Raw genomic sequence first — 18,742 nt, 5'->3', positions numbered from 1 at the left:
GCACAGTGCCGCAGGCACAGCGAGCCGCAGGCACTCGCACAGTGCCGCGCCGCAGGCACACGCACAGTGCGGCAGGCACAGCGTGGGCTGAGGCTCAGTGAGTAAGGCGGTGCGGGGCGCGGGCGCGGGCGGGGGGGGGCGGTTTTTGCGCCCCCCCCCCCCGCGGGGGTGGTGTTGTGTGGTGCCCGGCGCCCCCGGCCGCGGGGCGGCCCCCCCCGCCGCCCACCGAACGGGGCGGGGCACGGTGTTCGCGTCCGGACCGACCGGAGGCGACATCACCCTGCCCCGCCCCGAGGTGCGGCGGCCCGTCACGTGGCCGGATCCACCGTTCGGACCGGTGGCGAAGAGGGAGCCGACCGGAATTCCTCGTTGATTCCGGGAGTTGGATATCGGGCCATCGACGTGAGCGTCGATTCGGCCGGACCCCCTTGCGAGTGAGGGGGGGCTGCACAAGGGGACTTCACAACTCGCGAGTTCTCGCGCCTTCTTACGAGTGCGCGGGCGCCATCGGGGCGCCGGCGGGTGCGTGCGCTTCGGGGAGCACCGGCAGGTCCATACCACCCGGCCCGCCGTCCACCGCCGACGAGTCGAACGCCGTGGGCGCGGTGTCGGCCCCCCGGGAACCGTGTCGGCCGTCGTACCGCAGGAAGTCCTGCAGCCGGTCCGTACGCCGCGGGTGCCCCTTGATCAGCACCATGCCGTACAGGTTGTCGCCGTCCTCGCGCCAGCAGACCAGCGGGATCCGGTAGGTGTCGCCCTCCGGTGTCCCGAACACGGCCTCGTAGCCGTGTGCGTCCAGCAGGGCCATCAGGAGCCGTCCTTCGGACCGACGGCGAACAGGTGCCCGTAGTCGGTGATGCCGTGGGCGGTGTCGGCCGCGCCGGCGAGGTGGAGGGCGTGCCAGAGGATCACCTGGTTCGCGGTGACGACGTTGAAGCCGAGCTCCTCCTCCAGGGGCTTGATGGTGCCCACCGCCCGGATGCCGTTGCCGGCCACGAGGACGGCCTCCGGCCGGTGCTCGGCCACCGTGCTGCGGATCCACGCCGCCAGGTTGTCGGGTGTGATGGCCTTCTGGTCGGAGGGCAGGCCACAGGGGCCGTGGTACACGACGTCGTATCCGAACTCCCGGAAGTAGTCGGCACCTTGGCCGGAGAGCTCGTCGTCGAACCACGGTGGGTTGACCACCGCGATCCGGCGGGCGCCCAGGGCGTCGAACGCCGCGCGGGCGGCCGGCGTCGTGCCGGTGATCGGCAGCCCCCGGGTGACGGGCAGCAGCCGCTCGTACAGCTCCCTCTCCCCCTGGGCCTTCAGCGCGTAGCTGGAGGAGGTGAAGGCGAGGGTCAGGGCGTGCAGAGGGGAGGCCGCCAATAACTCCACGGCGTTGTCCAGGTACGGGGCCTCGACGAACGCCAGGACCGGGTCGTGCGGGATCTTCTCGTCCATCTCGCCGCCCGGGCGCATCGCCGCGAAGTGGGTGCGCGATCCGTGGATGGACACCGACGCGGGGGCGATGGCCTGCAGTTCGGCCTCCGGGCCGACGTCGGCGTGCGGCACGACGACACCGATGCGGGTCGAGGCGTCCCATCCGTCGACGGGCGCGGGGGTGCTGGTCATGGGCTTCTCCTACCGGGTGAGGACGGACTCGTCGGCCAGGCGGCCGCCGCCGACGGTGCCGGTGCCCCGGTCGTCGAGGAACTTGGGGTGCTTGCGGCGCATGCTCTCGAGGACGAACTCGTAGGGGACGTCGTCGAAGGCCCCGTGGTCGGTGAGGAACTCCATGGCGGCGCCCTCCCCGTGGGGGTGGTAGAGGCTGTCGGTGAGTCCGTCGAACTCCAGGGCCGGCATGCCGTACAGCTTGCAGAGCAGCTTGTTGAACACCGGGGTGGCCTTGACCCACCTGCCGTCCAGGTTGACCTGGGTGAGCCCGTGGAAGAACACGTCGCCGCCGATGTGGTCCAGCAGGCGGGGTGAGGCGAGGTGGTTGCGCACGTCGCCGTACACCAGACGGGACGGGATGCCCAGGGCACGCACGGCGGCCGCGTACAGCGCGGACTTGTGCAGGCAGAACCCGGACTTGGTGGTGGCGGTGTTCGAGGCCTTGAGGCCCTCCGGGGAGAGGGGGGCGCCGTAGACCTCGTAGTCGACTCCGTCGCGCACCGCGTAGTACAGCTCGATGGCATTGGTCCGCCGGTCCGCGGCACGGTCCTTGACGGCGTGGTCGATGAAGGCCTGCACCTCGTCGGTCTCGTAGTCGAGGAAGGCGGTGGGGCGCGTGAGTAGGTCCAGTCGGTCGTTCATGTCAGGATTCCTGTCCGCTCAGAGTCCGAGGAGCATGGCGATGCGGTTGCGCTGGATCTCGGAGGTTCCCGAGTAGATCGTTCCGGCGATCGAATTGCGCAGGTCCCGCTCGATGCCGAATTCGGTGAGCACGCCCCGGCCGCCGTGGATCTGCACCGCGTCCAGCGCGGTCTGCACGTTGGCCTCGGACACGATCGTCTTGGTGGCCGCGAGGTCGAGCGAGGCGTCCTGGTTGCGCTCGACCTTGGCTCCGGTGTCGGTGAGCCACTTGCGGGCGGTCTCCACCCGCATCTTCGTGTCCACGATCTTGTGGGAGACGCCCTGGTAGGAGCTGATGGGCTGGCCGAACTGGCGGCGCTCCTTGGCGAAGGCGATGGTCTCCTCCAGGCGCCGGGTCATCTCGCCCAGGGTGATGGAGAAGCCGAAGAGGACCTCGCGCTTCATCACGTAGTCCAGGACGCGGAAGCCGGCGCCCTCCTGTCCGACCCGCTGGCTGACGGGCACGCGCAGTCCGTCGAAGGAGAGCCTGCCGACCGGGCTGGTGCGCAGACCGATCTTGTCCATCGCGGGGCCCACGGTCAGGCCGGGGGTGCCGGCCTCGACGAGCAGGGTGGTGAGGCCGAAGGGGCCCGGCTTGCCGGTGCGCACGTACAGCAGGAACAGGTCGGCGACCGGGGCGTTGGTGATGAACATCTTGTCGCCGGTGACCACGTAGTGGTCCCCGTCGCGGTGGGCGACGGTGGCCAGGTTCATCGCGTCCGACCCGCCGGACTGCTCCGTGATCGCGTGTGCGGTGATCGCCTCACCGGACATGATCTTCGGCAGGTACTTCTCCTTCAGTTCCTGGCTCGCGAACCGCTGGAGGGGCACGCCCACGGACACGATCTGTGTCGAGGCGGAGAAGGAGAGGCCGGCGTCGCGGGAGGTGTAGCCCAGTCCCTCCAGGGCGCGCATCGTTTCGGTGAGGCTGTGGCCGGCTCCGCCGAACTCCGGCGCGAAGTGGGTGCGCAGGAGACCGGTCTCCTGGAGGGCCTTCCACTTGTCGTGGGGAAACTCGCCCGCCGCGTCCAGCTCGCGAGTACCGGCGTTGAGCTGGTCGGCCCACGGGGCGGTGAGGTGAAAGAGGTCATCGGTCACGGGAGATCCTCGGGTCCATTCCAACAGTGGGATCGCGGCAAGAGCGGATCGGGGCCGTGCCGCGACGGCGTTCCACGGCACGAGCGGACGGCCACGGGCTCGGACGCTCACGCGGACCGGTGCGGCCCGGGCCCGGCCCGAAGCCCGCCGGGGTGCGGACTTCGGGCCGGGGCTGGTGAACCGGCGGCCGAAGGGTGTGGCGGCACGGTACTGGGAGTTGCCGTCCTCAAAGAGGGTGGCGGCTCAGTACTGGGAGTAGCCGTCCTCGGAGAGGGTGTGCTTCTCGTCGCCGTTGATCGGCGGGTTGAAGATCGACACCAGGTGGAGGTCCTCGTCCTCGGAGGCGATCAGGTGGTGCGGGTCGTGCTCGTTGAGGACGTAGATGGTGCCCGGGACGATCTTGTGGCGGGTGCCGTCCTTCTCGACGACCTCGCCCGACCCGCCGATGCAGTAGCAGGCCTCCAGGTGCTCGCGGTACTGCAGGGCGCTGGAGGTGCCCTTGCGGACGAGGGTGTCCGCGACGGCGAAGCCCATGCCGTCACGCTTGGTCAGGAGCCGGTAGCTGAGGCCGTTGCCCCACTCGACGGGGGCGACATCATCGAGGCTGCGGGTGAACATCTGGTTCTCCTTCGGGGTCTGATGGTGCGACAGGTCGGTGCGGTCGATCGATGCGCTTGGTCGGTCGTGCGGTCGGTCTGCGGTGCGGTCGGTCGGCGGTGCGGTCGGAACGGTCGGTCAGGCGGCGGCCGCGGCCGGCTGGTGGCCCGAGATCATGGCGACGATGGCGTCGAGGGTGCGGAAGTCGTCCGGGCCGAAGTCGATGTCGTCGACGGGGAGCTGATAGGTCTTGGCGAAGTGCGCGAGCATCTTCACCAGGCCGAGGCTGTCGATGACGCCGGAGTCGAGGAGGTCGTAGTCGCCGGTGAGGTCCGAGGCGTCCTCCCCGGCCAGGAACTGGGTCACGACGTAGGCACGGACGTCGCCGGCGATGGTTGCGGTGCTCATGCTCGGTTCTCCTTCATGAGGGTCTGCTTGATCAGGTTCCGGTCGGGCTTGCCCGTCGAAGTGCGGGGCAACGGGGCCGCGGTGAGGTGCACCGAGGCCGGGATGGCGTGGCGGGGCAGTTGTCGGCCCAGGTGGCTGCGCAGCCGGAGGCTGGTGAGCTCGCTGCCCTCGCGTCGGGTGACGTGGGCGTGCAGGCGGACTCCGGCCTGCGGGTCCGGCAGTGGTACGACCACGGCTTCCGCGATGTCCGGGTGGGCCGCGATCACGTTCTCCACCTCCTGCAGGTTCGTGCGGACTCCCCTGACCTTCACGTGCCAGTCCGCGCGCCCCTCGAGGACGTACAGGCCCTCGGTGGTGCGGGTGACGATGTCACCGGTGCGGTAGAAGACCCGGCCCTCCAACTGTGTGAAGACCGCGTCGTTCAGGTCCTGGCGCAGGTAGCCGCCGGTCTGGAACGGCGTGGACACCAGCAGTTCACCGGTGCCGGCCGCGGCGAGGCGCCGGCCCTCGGCGTCGACGACCAGGGCGTCGGTGCCGTTGATGGGGCGGCCGATGGGCATCGGGCCGTCGAAGGCGCCGGGATCGACGTGGTGGATGAAGGAGTCGTTGGTCTCCGTGCAGCCGAACACGTTGTGGAAGGCGGCCCGGGGGAAGCCGGGTGCGACGCGTCGCAGGAGGTCGGCCGGCATGCGGTCACCGGTGAAGATCGCGTGGCGCACCGAGGCGAAGGAGCCGCCCTGTTCGAGCAGCAGCCGGTACATCATCGGCACGCCCTGCACGAAGCTGACCCGGTGTCGGGCGGCCAGCCCGGCCAGGTACGCGGCGTCGGTCGCCCGCCCCTGTTCCACCAGGACGACGCTCGCGCCGAGCCGGAGGAAGGTCCAGATGTCGAGCAGGGCGAGGTCGAAGTTGAGGGGCGCGTACGACAGGGCGGTCTCGTCCGGCGTCAGCGCGAACTCGTCGACGGCCCAGTCGGCGAAGGCGTCGAACCCGGCGGCCTCGATCGGCACGATCTTGGGGGTGCCGGTCGAACCGGAGGTGGTCAGCAGCAGCCGGGTCCGCTCCGGATCCGCCACCGCGAATCCCTCCGCCGCCCCTTCCTCGGCCCGCACCGGCGTCGCGGTGAGCGCGCCGTCGGCGGTCGCGGTGAGCAGGTGGGTCACCCTCGCCTGCTGCGCCAGGCGTTGGAGCGCGTCGCTGCCCAGGTCCGGAGAGGGGGCGAGGGCGATGTGGCCCTCGTGGAAGACGGCCAGCAGCAGCGCGATGGTCTGCGGTGTCTTGTGCGCCGGCACGCAGACGGTGCTGCCTGCCGGGAGGTCGAGCTGCGACAGGTGACCGCGCAGACCCTGGGTCAGTTCGGCCAGCCGGCCGTAGGTGACGGCCTGGTCGTTGAAGTGGAGAGCGATGCGGTGGGGACGTTCGTCGCCGTGGGCGACGACGGTCTCGGTCAGGAGGGAGGATGGCACGGCGGGATTCCTCGCAGTCGGCTCAGCCTCCGGTAACGGGGTTCCGGTCGGCTGTTCGAATCGTGCGGTGTTGAGCTAGAAGTTACCCGCTGAAGTCCATGCTTGGTCAAGCATCCACTTGCCGAAGTAAGTGTGACCCAGGCCACCTGAATTGCTTGATCAAGCAACTGACGACCCACCTTCGCTTGCACGCCCAAACAAAAAAACCCCGAACGCGGGATGCGTTCGGGGTGGGTTGGAGCAGGTGGGGCGGCCCCACGGCGCGCCGCGGGGCCCCGGTCAGAGCTGGGTCGCGCGCAACGCCTGGACGGTGAAGCCCAGTTCGGGATCGGCGGTGAAGGTGTTCAGCGCGGAGGACAGGACCTCCGCATAGGTGGCACGGGCGGCCTGGTACCGCTGGCGCCCCTCGTCCGTGATGACCGCGTAGACGCCGCGCTTGTCCGACGGGCACAGGTCCTTGAAGGCGAAGCCGGCCGTTTCGAGGCGTCCCACCAGGCGGGTCACCGAGGACTGGCCCAGGCCGACCCGGTCGGCCAGGTCCTGCATCCGCAGTTCGCTCGTCGTGGATTGATGCAGGTGCTCCAGCGAGCGGTACTCCGACAGGCCGATCCCGTGCCGCCGCTGGAGCGCCAGGGCCAGTTCCCGTTCCACGTGCGCGTGGAGCGCGAGCACCCGGTTCCAGGCGGCCTGGTCGGAGGTGCGCAGCGGCGCGTGCTGTGAAGTTGCCATAAGTGCCTCCCTTGCAGAGGTGTTGCTTGACAGAAGAGTACATGCGCATACAAGATCCTGGCGTCCCCAGTTGAGTTTTCAGGGGTTCACGCACCGAACTTGATTGCACGTACAAGCAATCTCCCCGATGTGCACAGCGCCCGCAAGACCCCGGGCACCACGAGCTCCGGCCACTTCGGCCCGCGCTCCGCCGTCTCCACCGACCCACCGCATGGCCGCTCAAGGTGACGCACACCCCGATCGAGGGCACGCAGTGCCGCCCCGGGAGCCCTTGACCGGCCGGAAAGGCCGAGTGATCCAGTGAAGATCCAGATCTGGTCCGACTACGTCTGCCCCTTCTGCATGCTGGCCGAAGGCCCGCTGGAGGAGGCGATCGAGGGCCTCGACGTCGAGATCGAATGGAAGCCCTTCGAACTCCGCCCCCATCCCGAGCCCACCCTCCGGCCGGAGGACGACTACCTGCCCGCCGTCTGGCAGCGAGCCGTGTACCCGATGGCCCGTCGCCTGGGCGTCGACATCACCCTGCCCACCGTCTCCCCGCAGCCCCACACCCGGCTGGCCTTCGAGGGCTACCAGTACGCGGCCGAGCACGGCAGGGGAACCGAGTACACCCGGCGCATGTTCCGTGCCTTCTTCCAGGAGGACCAGGACCTCGGCGAACCGGACGTCCTCACCGCACTCGCCCGCGAAATCGGCCTGGACGCCGACGAGTTCCGCGCCGCGCTCGACAACGGGACCTACCGCGCCAAGCACCAGGAGGCCCTGCGCGAGGCCGCCGCCCACCGCGTCCACGCCGTCCCCACCATCATCGTCGGCGACACCCGCATCGAAGGTGTCCCGCGCCCCGGCCAACTGCGCAAGGCGATCCTCGACGCGCAGGCCGACCAGGAAATCGTCTACGGCGCCGCCTGCGGCATCGACGGAGGTTGCTGACATGACCATCCGCGCCCACTTCACCCCCGCCACCCAGCCGCCGGTCCCGGAGCAGGACCGCCACGTCCTGGCCACCGTGACCTACGGCGACACCTCCGGCCTCGCCCGAGGCCGGGGCGGCCACCCCGACCTGACCATCCCGATGGCCGTCACCGGCGGCGACGCCTTCCGCGAGGTCTGGACCGTGACGGGCCGGCCGCGCTGGACCCTGCGCGGGGACCACGCCTACGCCCACAACGGCCGGCACCTCTTCGTCGCCGGGCTCCTCCCCGAACAGGCCGTCTACACCCCGCCGGTGCGCGCCCTGTACGAGAAGGCCTTCGCCATCGTCGACTACCTCGACTACAGCCACGTCTTCCGGATGTGGAACTTCGTCGGCGACATCGTCGGCACCAACGCCGAAGGCATGGAGGTCTACCAGGACTTCGTCCAGGGCCGCGCCCAGGCGTTCCACACCTACATGGGCGGCGACAGCACCGCCCAGCTTCCCGCCGCCACCGGAATCGGCACCCAGGGCCGCGGCATCGCCTTCTTCCTGCTGGCGACCAAGAGAGGCGCGCCCCGGCACATAGAGAACAGCCGGCAGACCTCCGCCTACCACTACCCCGACCAGTACGGCCCCAAGCCGCCCAGCTTCGCCCGCGCCACCCTGCTCGACGACACGCTCTACGTCTCCGGCACCGCGTCCATCCTCGGCCACGAGACCGTCCACCGCGGTGACGTGCGGCGCCAGACCCGGGAGACCCTGGCCAACATCGCCCACCTCATCTCCCGCGAGAACCTCGCGGCCCAGGGCATCGAGGCCGCGGGCCACGACCTGAAAGACCTTCGGATGATCAAGGTGTACGTACGACATGACGACGATGTTCCGGCGGTACGCGCGGTCTGTGAAGAAACGCTTGGTCTTGGCGTTGAGGTGAAGTACCTCAACGTCGCCGTCTGCCGCGACGACCTCCTCGTCGAGATCGAAGGCATCGTCCCCGCCCGGGGGTGGGACCTGTGACCGGCCTCAAGGTGGGCATCGTCCTGCCCGGACGCGAGTCCGTCATCGACGACGGCCCCTACCCCGGCAACCTCGCCTCGATCGCCGCCCTGGCCGAGGAGTCCGGCTTCGACTCCGTCTGGGCCGGCGAATCCCCCCTCGCCCGCTCGCGGATGAACCCGCTGCTCGCCCTCGCCGCGGCCGCCACGGCCACCGAGCGGCTGCAGCTGGGCACCGCCGTCCTCATGCCGCTGCGCGCCCCCGTCCACCTGGCGCACGAACTGGCCTGCCTCGACCGGATCTCCGCCGGCCGGCTGATCGCCGGCATCGGATCCGGCTTCGCCTCCCCCGCGACGGAACGCGAATTCGCCAACTACGGGCTGGACTTCGGCACCCGCTTCGGGCGGATGCGGGAGACCGTCGAGATCTGCCAGGCCCTGTGGGCGGCCCGCGGCGAACCCCTCTCGTACGAAGGGAAGCACTACCGGCTCCAGGACGCGGCCCTGCTGCCCCTGCCGCACCAGCCGCAGGGACCCCCGCTGTGGATCGCCCACTCCGGCCCCAAGATGCTGCGGCGGGCGGGCCGCGACTTCGACGGCTGGATGCCCACCTCCACCACGCCCGAGAAGTACCGCGAGGGCTGGGACCAGATCACCGCCGCGCGCCAGGAGGCGGGCCGCCCCGCCGACGCCGTCACCGGTGCCGTCTACCTCTCCGTCGCCGTCGACCGCTCCCGCCAACAGGCCGAGGACACCCTGTGGTCCTACTTCCGCGCCTACTACGGCCTTCCCCTCACCACCATGCGCACCACCCAGGGGATCTTCGGCGGGACCCCGCAGGAGGTCGCCGACTGGCTGGGCCAGTACGTCAAGAACGGCGCCCGGCACCTGATCCTGCGCCTTCCCACCGACGAACTGACGGAGGCCGGCTACCGCACCGCGGTGCGGCGGACCGCACAGGAACTGCTCCCGCTCCTCCGCGGCCTGTGAACGGCCGGCCCCAGGCCCCGGCCCGGGTGCTGTGGGCGGCGGCATGGCCGATCACCGCCGTGTTCATGCTGTCCAACATCCCCACCCCGCTGCTCGGCGTCTGGCAGCACCGCATCGGGTTCTCCACCGGCACGGCGACGGTCATCTTCGCCGCCTACATCGGCGGACTGCTCCTCGCCCTGCCCTTCACCGGAGCCCTGGCCGACCGGTACGGCACCCGCCGCGTCCTGGTCCCCGCCCTGGCCGCGGGGCTCGTCTCCTGCGCCCTCTTCATGACCGCCACCCACGTGCTCACCCTGATCGTCGCGCGGCTGCTCACCGGTGTGGCGGTCGGCGCGGCGCTCTCGGCCGGCACGGCGGCGGTCGCCCACGTCGGAGGCCCGGAGCGGCGCCCGCAGGCGGTCCTCGCCGCGTCGGTGGCCATCGGCACCGGCCTGGCGACCGGCCCGCTGCTCGGCGGCAGCATCTCCCAGTACTGGCCGGCGCCCACCGTGACCGTCTTCGTGCTCGAAGCCCTCCTGCTCCTGTCCGCCCTGGCCGTCGTGTACGCCCTCCACCCGCCGGCCCCGCCGCTCCCCCGCGCGGCGCCCGGCACGGGCCGGCTGCGCCTGCCCTCGGTGCCCCCGGCCAACCGCCGCGGTCTCACCACGAGCCTCATGGCCTACATCCCCGGCATGACCGGGACCTCCCTCCTGCTCGCCCTCGGACCGATCCTGCTCCCCTCCCTCCTGCACACCGGCAACCGGCTGGTGACCGGCGGGATCGGCTTCATGATGTTCGGCGCGTCCACCGGCATCCAGTTCGCGATCAAGAAGCTGCCGCTGGGCCGGATCCTCAGCACCGCGGGGATCGTCACCGGAACCGCCATGCTCGGCACCGCCGCCGCCGTCCTGGCCCACTCCCTCGCCCTCCTGTCCGTCGCGGCGGTCCTGGCCGGCATCGGCCAGGGCATGGGCCAGTACGGCGGCTTCTCCCGCCTGGGCACCGAAGTCGACCCCACCCGCCTCGCCGAGGCCAACGCGGCGCTCAGCGCGGGCGGCTACCTGTTCGCCGGGATCCTCTCCATCCTCACCGGCTACCTGAGCGACCTGACCGGAATCGCCACCTCGTCCACCCTGTTCGCGACCCTGACCGCCGTCGCGGCGCTCATCGGAGTGTTCCTGATCAACTCGACACGCGTGCGCGCACCCGTCGAGGAACGTCGGGAGCCCTCGCCGGTGTCGGCCTCCTGACCGGCCGCGGCCCCGACGACGCGGCCCCCGCCCACCCGACCCGACGTCGCGCCCCCCGTGCGCGACGTCGTCGGCCGTCCGGGCCCACCCGCCGCCGGACCGGCCCGCGCCCTCCGCTACCGCTCGAACGGCCTTCGGACTATCGTTAGTTGGCGGAAGCTATCGAAATCCCCAGTCCGATCCGCCGGCCGCCCCACGGCCCGGCCGGCAGGAGGCAGCGGTGGCGACACGACTCTCCGGCGGCGGCAGGACCGGGCGGCTGCGCCCGGCCCGTACCGGTGTGGAAGCGGACCACCCCCGCTACAAGTGGGTGGCCCTGTCCAACACCACGCTCGGCACCCTGATCGCCACCGTCAACGCCTCGATCGTCCTGATCTCACTGCCCGCGATCTTCAACGGCATCGGCCTGGACCCGCTCCGGCCCGGCAACGTCAGCTACCTGCTGTGGATGCTGATGGGCTACATGCTGGTCACCGCCGTCCTGGTGGTCACCCTCGGCAGGCTGGGCGACATCCACGGCCGGGTGCGGATCTACAACGCCGGCTTCCTGATCTTCACCCTCACCTCGGTGGCCCTCTCCCTCGACCCGCTGCACGGCGGACCGGGGGCGCTGTGGCTGATCGGCTGGCGGGTGGTGCAGGCGGTCGGCGGCTCGATGCTGATGGCCAACTCGGCGGCGATCATCACCGACGCCTTCCCGGCCCGCCAGCGCGGCACGGCCCTCGGGGTCAACATCGTCGCGGGCATCGCCGGATCCTTCATCGGCCTGGTCCTCGGCGGACTCCTGGCCGAGTGGAACTGGCGGTCGATCTTCTGGGTCAACGTGCCGATCGGCGTCCTCGGCACCGTCTGGGCCTACCGCTCGCTGCGCGAGACCGGGGTACGCCGGCCCGCCCGGCTCGACTGGTGGGGCAACATCACCTTCGGCGTCGGCCTGACCGCCCTGCTCGCCGCGATCACCTACGGCATCCAGCCGTACGGCGGCCACACCATGGGCTGGACCAACCCCTGGGTGCTGGCCGGGCTGTTCGGCGGAGTGGCGCTGCTGGCCGTCTTCTGCCTGGTCGAGCGCCGGACGGCCGAACCGATGTTCCCGCTCTCGCTCTTCCGGGACCCGGTCTTCGCGGGCGGCAACGCCGCCACCCTGCTGGGTTCGATCGCCCGCGGCGGACTCCAGTTCATGCTGATCATCTGGCTCCAGGGCATCTGGCTGCCGTTGCACGGCTACGACTACGCCGACACCCCCCTCTGGGCGGGCATCTACCTCGTCCCGCTCACCGTCGGCTTCCTGGCCGCCGGACCGGTCTCCGGCTACCTCTCGGACCGCGCCGGAGCCCGGCTCTTCGCGGCCGGCGGGCTGGTGGTGATGGCGCTCTCCTTCGCCGGGCTGCTCCTGCTGCCCACCGACTTCGGCTACCCGTGGTTCGCCCTGCTGGTCTTCCTCAACGGCCTGGGCGGCGGCCTGTTCGCCGCGCCCAACACCTCGCTGATCATGTCGAGCGTGCCGGCCGCGGCCCGCGGCGCCGCCTCCGGCATGCGGGCCACCTTCCAGAACGCCGGGATGGTGCTGTCGATCGGCGTCTTCTTCTCCCTGATGGTGGCCGGCCTGGCCGGTTCGCTGCCGCACACCCTCACCGCCGGACTGACCGCCCAGGGCGTGCCCGCCGCCGACGCCCGCACCATCGCCTCGCTGCCGCCGGTCGGCACCCTGTTCGCCGCCTTCCTCGGCTACAACCCGATCCAGCAGCTCCTGGGCCCGCACGTGCTCGGCCGGCTGCCGCCGGAGAACGTCCGGGTGCTGACCGGCCGGGAGTTCTTCCCCCAGCTGATCTCGGGGCCCTTCCACGACGGACTGGTGGTGGTGTTCTGGCTGGCGATCGCGATGTCGCTGGTCGCCGCAGCCGCCTCGCTCATCCGCGGGCGGCCCCGGCCCGCCGCCGTGGACGACGACGAGGCACCGGCCGCCACTGCCTCACCCGCCCCGCCCGTCCTGCCCGCCCCGCCGGTCCCGCCGGTCCCGCCGGAGAAGGAGTCCGGGCCGTGAGCGCGGACGGCGACGGGCTCCCCGCCGAGGCCGTGGTCCGGCTCCGCCTGGCGATCGGCCGGCTCAACCGCCAGCTGGTGCGCGCCTCCGGGGACCAGGACCTCACCGCCGCCCAGCTCTCCGCCCTGGCCCGGGTGGAGCAGCACGGGCCGCTGCGGCTCGGCGAACTCGCCGCCCGCGAGGGCGTGGCGGTGCCGTCCATGGTCCGCACGGTCACCCCGCTGGTCACCGACGGCCTGGTCGCCAAGACCCCGGATCCGCAGGACGGACGCTCCCAGCTGCTCGCCCCCACGCCGCTCGGGCTGGAGACCCTCGCCCGGATCCGCCGCGAACGCACCGCCCTGCTGGCCCGCCGCAGCACCCGGCTCACCCCCCAACAGTGCCGCGCGCTGGAGGCGGCCCTGCCCGTCCTGGAACTGCTCCTGGAGGAACCCGGCTGAGCCACCGCCGCCGACCCGCCCGGGCCCGGCGAAGCACCCGTCGGCTGCGCGCGGCTCCGGGGCACGTCGAGGACGCCGTCGACGCGCCGCCGGATCACGCGGGCCAGGACACCGCCGTCTCCACCCCGGTGGTGTAGTCGACGCCGGGGACGTCCCACCCGTACAGCTGCCGGAACCGGTCGTAGAACCAGGAGGCTCCGGCCGGGTCGGCGGCCAGCGCGGCCGCCGGGTCGGCCCACAGTCCGCGCACCCGCTCCTGCACGGCGGGGTCGAGCTCCCAGCCGTCCAGGCGGATCCGGCCCTGCTCGTCCAGGGTCAGCGGCTTCGCGCCGGTCAGCTGCTCCCAGAGTTCCACGGCCTGGTCGTCGGTGGTGTGCCAGCCCTCCTCGCCGAGCACGTCGCGCAGCAGCGAGGTGTAGAGGGCGATGGACGGGATCGCGGTGGACGCCTGGGTGACGGCCGCGCCCGCCACGACGGTGAACGCCCGACCCCGGTCGGCCAGCGGCCCGTCCTGGAGCGTGCGGGCGGTCGCCTCCAGGTGCTCCTTGGCGGCGCCGATCGTGCCCTGCCGGTAGACCGGCGCGGTGATCTCGGAGCCGACGTAGGACAGCGCCACGGTGGTGAAGCCGGGGCCGAGCAGATCGGCGCCGGCCAGCGCCCGCACCCACAGCTCCCAGTCCTCGCCGCCCATCACCTTGACCGTCGCCGCCCGCTCGGCCTCGTCGGCCGGGGCGAGGTCGACGGTGCCGATCCGCGGGGCCCCGTCGTCGAAGAGCAGGGACGGCGAGGTGTAGGCGGAGCCGAGCGGCTTGATCACCGAGTGGTGGACCTCGCCGGTCGCCGGGTCGGTGCGCCGGGGTGAGGCGAGCGAGTAGACGAGGTAGTCGACCTGACCGTAGCGCTCGGCGAGGAGCTTGAGCACCTCGTCACGGGTGGCGTCCGCGTAGGCGTCGGCGTTGACGAAGGTGACGTCGCCCCCGTCCTGCTCGACCAGGGCGGAGACCGCGGCGGTGCGGTACCAGCCGGCGGTGGCGGTGCGCCGCTCCGACGCGGGCGTCTCGTAGGCGACGCCGACGCCCCGGACGCCGTGGCGGCGCAGCCCGGCGAGCAGGAGCGCCTGGCCGTATCCGGCGCTGGCCCCGAGGACCAGGGCGACCGGCGACCGGCCGGCCGTGGCCGCGGGCTCGATGCGCTGCCACTGGCGGGTGACCGTGGCCTCGCTCCCGGCCGGGTGGGAGTTGACGATCAGGTAGCCCCGCTGCTTGGGGGTGATCTGCTGGATGCTCACGCGGTGGTGCCTCTCCGATCCGGAGATCGTGATCAAGGTGTCGGTCGTCCCGGAGCCTATCCGCGCCGGTGGCCCGGGCCGTTGCCACGGCCTCACGGAAGATGCGCCCCGCGATTGTCGGGGGTCGTCATTGCGGGGGTGTCCCGTCTCGGCTAGCCGGAGCACCGACCGGGGCGGCCCGGATCGCGAACGCCGTTCCCCCGTTGGAGTGCTCTGCCACTGCCCACCGGGGCCAACCGCGGTGCTCGGCCACCCCGCCCGCGGCGCGGCCCACTAGGTTCCTGCCGTGGACGAATCCAGGGCTTCGAACGGGCGCGAGCCGTCCGCCGGCGAACGCGCCGCGACCCGGCTGGACCGGCGACTGCCGGTGATGGAGGCGGGCCGGGAACTGCTGCGCAAGGTCTTCCCGGACCACTGGTCGTTCCTGCTCGGCGAGCTCGCGCTGTACGGCTTCGTCGTCCTGCTGCTGACCGGCGTCTACCTGACCTTCTTCTTCGACCCGAGCATGAGCGAGGTGGTCTACCGGGGCGGTTACCCGCCGCTCGACGGCGTGCGGGTGTCCGAGGCGTACGCGTCGACCCTGCGGATCGGTTTCGAGCTGCGCGGCGGTCTGATGATCCGTCAGATCCATCACTGGTCGGCGCTGTTGTTCACCTCGGCGATCGGCGTCCACCTGCTCCGGGTGTTCTTCACCGGGGCGTTCCGCCGCCCGCGCGAGCTCAACTGGGTGATCGGGGTGACGCTGTTCAACCTCGCGCTGCTGGAGGGGTTCTCCGGCTACTCGCTGCCGGACGACACCCTCTCCGGCACCGGCCTGCGGATCGCCGAGGGCGTCCTGCTCTCGGTGCCACTGGTCGGCACCTACCTCACCCTGTTCGCGTTCGGCGGCGAGTTCCCCGGGCAGGACGTCATCCCCCGGCTGTTCACCGTGCACGTCCTGCTGGTCCCCGGTCTGCTGCTGGCCCTGGTCGGGGCGCACCTGACGCTGGTGGTGGTGCTGAAGCACACCCACTGGGCGGCCCCCGGCCGCACCAACCGCAACGTGGTGGGGATGCCGTTCTTCCCGCAGTTCCTGACCCGCACCACGGGCCTGATGTTCACGGTGGGCGGCGTGATGGCGCTGTCCGCCTTCCTCGCCGAGATCAACCCGGTCTGGCGGTACGGCTCCTACCGCCCCGACGTGGTCGGGACCGGCGCCCAGCCGGACTGGTACATCGGCTTCATCGAGGGGGCGCTGCGGCTGATGCCGGCCGCGGAGACCAGGGTGCTCGGGCACACCGTGTCCTGGAACGTGTTCCTGCCCGCCCTCGTGGTGCCCGGCCTGCTGTTCGCGGCGCTCTACGCCTACCCCTTCGCCGAGCGGTGGCTGGAGGGTGACACCGGCGAGCACCACCTGTGCGACCGCCCGCGCGACAAGCCCACCCGCACCGCGCTGGGCACCGCCGGGATCACCGTCTACGCGGTGCTGCTGATCGCCGGCGGCAACGACGTGATCGCGTACGGGTTCGGCGTCTCCGTCAACGCGCTCACCGTGGTGCTGCGGGTGGCGCTGATCGTGCTGCCACCGGCGGTCTTCGTCCTCACCCGCAGGCTCTGCCTGGCCCTGCAGGACCGGGACCGCTCCCGGTTGCTGGACGGCGACGAGACCGGCCGGATCGACCAGTCCCCCGACGGCGGCTTCTCCGGCCACCGCCGCCCGGTGCCCGCGGCCGAGCGCTACGCCCTGCTGGCGCGCGCCGTCCCGGAGCCGGTCACCGCCCCGGAGGGGGCGCCGCGGCACCAGCGGGTGCGTGCCGCGGCCAGCTCCTGGTTCCACCGCGATCTGGTCGAACTGCCCGCCGACGAACGGGAGTCGGAGCACATCGCGGCCGTCCTCACCGGACCGTCCCACCCCGCTCCGCCGGCACCCCGGGCCCCCGAGCCCGCCCCGGGCGGCCGGCTCCGGCGGCTGCTGCGCCGTCTCAGCCCTCGCCGTGGTCGCGGTACTGGAAGATGAAGCCGCCGACGGCGAGCGCGAGCACCACGGCGCCGACGACGACCAGCCACCGGGCGAAGACCAGGCCCAGCACGAAGACCGTCAGGCCGACCGCCGTCAGCACCGGGTAGCCGCTGCGGGCCGGGAAGAAGCCCACCGGCCCGGCGGCCTCGGCGATCTCGGCCCCCTCCCGGTCCTGCGCCCGCCCGCCGCCGGTGCGCTGGTGCTGGACGAACCAGAACAGCGCCACCAGGCCCGACATCAGGAACGCCACCGTCAGGATCGCCTTGCCGGCCGGCTCCCGGGCCCAGAAGCCGTAGACCAGTCCGGTCACCGCGAAGAACGCCGTCATCACGGCGAACAGCCACCCCTCGGCCTTCACCGTCCGCCCTCCGGCCCGCCGGTGCGGGTGCGCGGCAGGCCGACGGCCCCGGCCCCTTCCGCCGTCACCCCGGGGTGGTGCAGGTCGAAGGCCGGCGACTCGGAGCGGATCCGGGGCAGCGCGTGGAAGTTGTGCGACGGCGGAGGGCAGGAGGTGGCCCACTCCAGCGAGCGGCCCCAGCCCCACGGGTCGTCCTCCGTGACCTTCGCGCCGTGCCGGGTGGTGGTCCAGACGTTGTAGAAGAACGGCAGGTTGGAGACCCCGAGCAGGAACGATCCGATCGACGCGCAGACGTTCAGCGCCGTGAAGTCGTCCACCGCCAGGTAGGTCGCGTAGCGGCGCGGCATCCCCTGGGCACCCAGCCAGTGCATCACCAGGAAGGTGGTCTGGAAACCCGTGAACAGGATCCAGAAGTGCGTCTTGCCCAGCTTCTCGTCGAGCATCTTCCCGGTCAGCTTCGGCCACCAGAAGTAGAAGCCGCCGAACGTCGCGAACACCACCGTCCCGAACAGCACGTAGTGCAGATGGGCCACCACGAAGTAGCTGTCCGTGACGTGGAAGTCGATCGGCGGGGCGGCCAGCAGCACCCCGCTCAGCCCGCCGAACAGGAAGGTCACCAGGAAGCCGACCGACCAGAGCATCGGGGTCTCGAAGGACAGCGAGCCGTTCCACATGGTGCCGATCCAGTTGAAGAACTTCACCCCGGTGGGCACCGCGATCAGGAACGACATCATCGAGAAGAACGGCAGCAGCACCTGGCCGGTGGCGAACATGTGGTGCGCCCACACCGACATGGACAGCGCGGTGATGGCGATGGTGGCGCCGATCATCCCGTGGTAGCCGAACACCGGCTTGCGGCTGAACACCGGGATGATCTCGCTGATGATGCCGAAGAACGGCACCGCGACGATGTAGACCTCCGGGTGGCCGAAGAACCAGAACAGGTGCTGCCACAGCAGCGCCCCGCCGTTCGCCGCGTCGAAGGCGTGCGCGCCGAACTTGCGGTCCGCCTCCAGGCAGAGCAGCGCGGCGGTCAGCACCGGGAAGGCCAGCAGCACCATGACCGAGGTGAACAGCACGTTCCAGGTGAAGACCGGCATCCGGAACAGCGTCATGCCCGGCGCCCGCAGGCAGGTGATGGTGGTGATGAAGTTGACCGAGCCCAGGATGGTGCCGAGGCCCGCCACCACCAGGCCGAACGCCCACAGGTCCCCGCCCGCCCCGGGCGAGAACACCGGCCCGTTCAGCGGCGCGTAGGCGAACCAGCCGAATCCGGGCGCGCCCTGGCTGGTGGCGAAGCCGCTCAGCACCATCAGCCCGCCCAGCAGGAACGCCCAGTAGGTGAAGGCGTTCAGCCGGGGGAAGGCGACGTCGGGCGAGCCGATCTGCAGCGGCATGATCGCGTTGGCGAACCCGGCGAAGGTCGGGGTGGCGAACAGCAGCAGCATGATCGTGCCGTGCATGGTGAACAGCTGGTTGTAGCGCTCGTTCGACACCAGCCCGGTGTCCGGTCCCATCAGCTGGGCCCGCATCAGCAGCGCGAGCAGGCCCCCGACCAGGAAGAAGCCGAAGGCCGTCGCCAGGTAGAGGTTCCCGACGGCCTTGTGGTCCGTGGTGAACAGCCAGCGCAGCAGGGTGCTGCCCCGCCGGACCCGGACCCGGGTGCGAGCCCGCGGCGCACGGGGCGGCGCGGTGGACGAAGCGCTCATGGAACCTCCGCAGCGGAGCCGGTGACGCCCCCGGTCGCGGCGCCGACCCCCTCCCCGGCCCGGCGGAGGGCCCGCCCTCGCACGCCATCGCCGACCCTAGCGGCGGCCGGCCGGGCCGCCGGGGTGCCACGCG

The 18,742-nt window shown here is 71.5% G+C and carries 18 protein-coding genes; 7 read left to right on the top strand and 11 right to left on the bottom strand.

Annotated elements, in window-relative coordinates; translation table 11 throughout:
* Nucleotides 1–487: 487 nt before the first annotated feature.
* From ACFRAR_RS31040 to ACFRAR_RS31005, 8 genes are all read right to left on the bottom strand, one after another.
* Nucleotides 488–808, bottom strand: a complete 321-nt coding sequence (locus tag ACFRAR_RS31040; RefSeq protein WP_380702224.1) for a DUF6253 family protein — start codon at nt 806–808, stop codon at nt 488–490.
* Nucleotides 808–1,614: a maleate cis-trans isomerase gene (locus tag ACFRAR_RS31035; protein WP_380702222.1), complete on the bottom strand. Its 807-nt coding sequence runs from the start codon at nt 1,612–1,614 to the stop codon at nt 808–810. Before ACFRAR_RS31035 ends, ACFRAR_RS31040 begins: the two co-directional genes overlap by 1 nt.
* A 9-nt stretch (nt 1,615–1,623) precedes the next feature.
* Nucleotides 1,624–2,298 (bottom strand): transglutaminase family protein, encoded by a 675-nt coding sequence (locus tag ACFRAR_RS31030; RefSeq protein WP_380702220.1) that lies wholly within the window; start codon nt 2,296–2,298, stop codon nt 1,624–1,626.
* Nucleotides 2,299–2,316: 18 nt separating this feature from the next.
* The gene (locus ACFRAR_RS31025; RefSeq protein ID WP_380702218.1) at nt 2,317–3,435 is read right to left on the bottom strand and encodes an acyl-CoA dehydrogenase family protein; all 1,119 of its coding nucleotides are present in this window, start codon (nt 3,433–3,435) and stop codon (nt 2,317–2,319) included.
* A gap of 243 nt (nt 3,436–3,678) precedes the next feature.
* On the bottom strand, nt 3,679–4,053 hold the full coding sequence (locus tag ACFRAR_RS31020; protein WP_380702216.1) for an ectoine synthase: 375 nt from the start codon (nt 4,051–4,053) through the stop codon (nt 3,679–3,681).
* Nucleotides 4,054–4,170: 117 nt separating this feature from the next.
* A complete protein-coding gene (locus ACFRAR_RS31015) occupies nt 4,171–4,440 on the bottom strand; it encodes a phosphopantetheine-binding protein (protein WP_380702214.1) in 270 nt (89 codons plus the stop codon).
* Nucleotides 4,437–5,906: an AMP-binding protein gene (locus ACFRAR_RS31010; protein WP_380702212.1), complete on the bottom strand. Its 1,470-nt coding sequence runs from the start codon at nt 5,904–5,906 to the stop codon at nt 4,437–4,439. Before ACFRAR_RS31010 ends, ACFRAR_RS31015 begins: the two co-directional genes overlap by 4 nt.
* 279 nt (nt 5,907–6,185) lie before the next feature.
* Nucleotides 6,186–6,635 (bottom strand): MarR family winged helix-turn-helix transcriptional regulator, encoded by a 450-nt coding sequence (locus ACFRAR_RS31005; RefSeq protein ID WP_380702210.1) that lies wholly within the window; start codon nt 6,633–6,635, stop codon nt 6,186–6,188.
* 300 nt (nt 6,636–6,935) lie between these two features.
* On the opposite strand from ACFRAR_RS31005, the gene ACFRAR_RS31000 reads away from it, so the two are divergent.
* From ACFRAR_RS31000 to ACFRAR_RS30975, 6 genes are all read left to right on the top strand, one after another.
* Nucleotides 6,936–7,568, top strand: coding sequence for a DsbA family protein (locus ACFRAR_RS31000; RefSeq protein ID WP_380702208.1), 633 nt, complete (start codon nt 6,936–6,938; stop codon nt 7,566–7,568).
* Nucleotide 7,569: 1 nt separating this feature from the next.
* The gene (locus tag ACFRAR_RS30995; protein WP_380702206.1) at nt 7,570–8,571 is read left to right on the top strand and encodes an FkbO/Hyg5 family chorismatase; all 1,002 of its coding nucleotides are present in this window, start codon (nt 7,570–7,572) and stop codon (nt 8,569–8,571) included.
* Nucleotides 8,568–9,539: an LLM class flavin-dependent oxidoreductase gene (locus ACFRAR_RS30990; RefSeq protein WP_380702204.1), complete on the top strand. Its 972-nt coding sequence runs from the start codon at nt 8,568–8,570 to the stop codon at nt 9,537–9,539. Before ACFRAR_RS30995 ends, ACFRAR_RS30990 begins: the two co-directional genes overlap by 4 nt.
* Nucleotides 9,536–10,771 carry an MFS transporter gene (locus tag ACFRAR_RS30985; RefSeq protein ID WP_380702202.1) on the top strand — a complete coding sequence of 412 codons (1,236 nt, stop codon included), beginning with the start codon at nt 9,536–9,538 and terminating at the stop codon, nt 10,769–10,771. The genes ACFRAR_RS30990 and ACFRAR_RS30985 overlap by 4 nt, the downstream gene beginning before the upstream one ends.
* A 220-nt stretch (nt 10,772–10,991) precedes the next feature.
* Nucleotides 10,992–12,815, top strand: coding sequence for an MFS transporter (locus ACFRAR_RS30980; RefSeq protein ID WP_380702200.1), 1,824 nt, complete (start codon nt 10,992–10,994; stop codon nt 12,813–12,815).
* A complete protein-coding gene (locus ACFRAR_RS30975; RefSeq protein WP_380702198.1) occupies nt 12,812–13,255 on the top strand; it encodes a MarR family winged helix-turn-helix transcriptional regulator in 444 nt (147 codons plus the stop codon). Before ACFRAR_RS30980 ends, ACFRAR_RS30975 begins: the two co-directional genes overlap by 4 nt.
* A gap of 94 nt (nt 13,256–13,349) precedes the next feature.
* On the opposite strand, the gene ACFRAR_RS30970 is transcribed toward ACFRAR_RS30975, so the two are convergent.
* Nucleotides 13,350–14,543: an enoyl-[acyl-carrier-protein] reductase FabV gene (locus ACFRAR_RS30970; protein WP_380702196.1), complete on the bottom strand. Its 1,194-nt coding sequence runs from the start codon at nt 14,541–14,543 to the stop codon at nt 13,350–13,352.
* Between the two features lie 370 nt (nt 14,544–14,913).
* Between ACFRAR_RS30970 and ACFRAR_RS30965 the strand changes: the two genes are divergently transcribed.
* Nucleotides 14,914–16,539 carry a cytochrome bc complex cytochrome b subunit gene (locus tag ACFRAR_RS30965; protein ID WP_380702226.1) on the top strand — a complete coding sequence of 542 codons (1,626 nt, stop codon included), beginning with the start codon at nt 14,914–14,916 and terminating at the stop codon, nt 16,537–16,539.
* Here ACFRAR_RS30965 and ACFRAR_RS30960 read toward each other — a convergent pair.
* Both ACFRAR_RS30960 and ctaD read right to left on the bottom strand, forming a co-directional pair.
* Nucleotides 16,505–16,900 (bottom strand): cytochrome c oxidase subunit 4, encoded by a 396-nt coding sequence (locus tag ACFRAR_RS30960; RefSeq protein WP_380702194.1) that lies wholly within the window; start codon nt 16,898–16,900, stop codon nt 16,505–16,507. The two genes, ACFRAR_RS30965 and ACFRAR_RS30960, sit on opposite strands and share 35 nt — an antisense overlap.
* Nucleotides 16,897–18,609 carry a cytochrome c oxidase subunit I gene (ctaD, locus tag ACFRAR_RS30955; protein WP_380702192.1) on the bottom strand — a complete coding sequence of 571 codons (1,713 nt, stop codon included), beginning with the start codon at nt 18,607–18,609 and terminating at the stop codon, nt 16,897–16,899. The genes ACFRAR_RS30960 and ctaD overlap by 4 nt, the downstream gene beginning before the upstream one ends.
* Between the last annotated feature and the right edge of the window lie 133 nt (nt 18,610–18,742).

Source organism: Kitasatospora sp. NPDC056651 (assembly GCF_042792155.1).
Taxonomy (GTDB): Bacteria; Actinomycetota; Actinomycetes; order Streptomycetales; family Streptomycetaceae; genus Kitasatospora.
Note: the sequence above shows the minus strand (reverse complement) of the source record. Positions and strands in the feature narration are given on the sequence as shown.

What these genes read in the sequence shown, in the direction of transcription:
- ACFRAR_RS31040 (WP_380702224.1), bottom strand. Translation starts at nt 808, where the DNA reads ATGGCCCTGCTGGACGCACACGGCTACGAGGCCGTGTTCGGGACACCG.
- ACFRAR_RS31035 (WP_380702222.1), bottom strand. Translation starts at nt 1,614, where the DNA reads ATGACCAGCACCCCCGCGCCCGTCGACGGATGGGACGCCTCGACCCGC.
- ACFRAR_RS31030 (WP_380702220.1), bottom strand. Translation starts at nt 2,298, where the DNA reads ATGAACGACCGACTGGACCTACTCACGCGCCCCACCGCCTTCCTCGAC.
- ACFRAR_RS31020 (WP_380702216.1), bottom strand. Translation starts at nt 4,053, where the DNA reads ATGTTCACCCGCAGCCTCGATGATGTCGCCCCCGTCGAGTGGGGCAAC.
- ACFRAR_RS31015 (WP_380702214.1), bottom strand. Translation starts at nt 4,440, where the DNA reads ATGAGCACCGCAACCATCGCCGGCGACGTCCGTGCCTACGTCGTGACC.
- ACFRAR_RS31005 (WP_380702210.1), bottom strand. Translation starts at nt 6,635, where the DNA reads ATGGCAACTTCACAGCACGCGCCGCTGCGCACCTCCGACCAGGCCGCC.
- ACFRAR_RS30995 (WP_380702206.1), top strand. Translation starts at nt 7,570, where the DNA reads ATGACCATCCGCGCCCACTTCACCCCCGCCACCCAGCCGCCGGTCCCG.
- ACFRAR_RS30965 (WP_380702226.1), top strand. Translation starts at nt 14,914, where the DNA reads ATGGAGGCGGGCCGGGAACTGCTGCGCAAGGTCTTCCCGGACCACTGG.
- ctaD (WP_380702192.1), bottom strand. Translation starts at nt 18,609, where the DNA reads ATGAGCGCTTCGTCCACCGCGCCGCCCCGTGCGCCGCGGGCTCGCACC.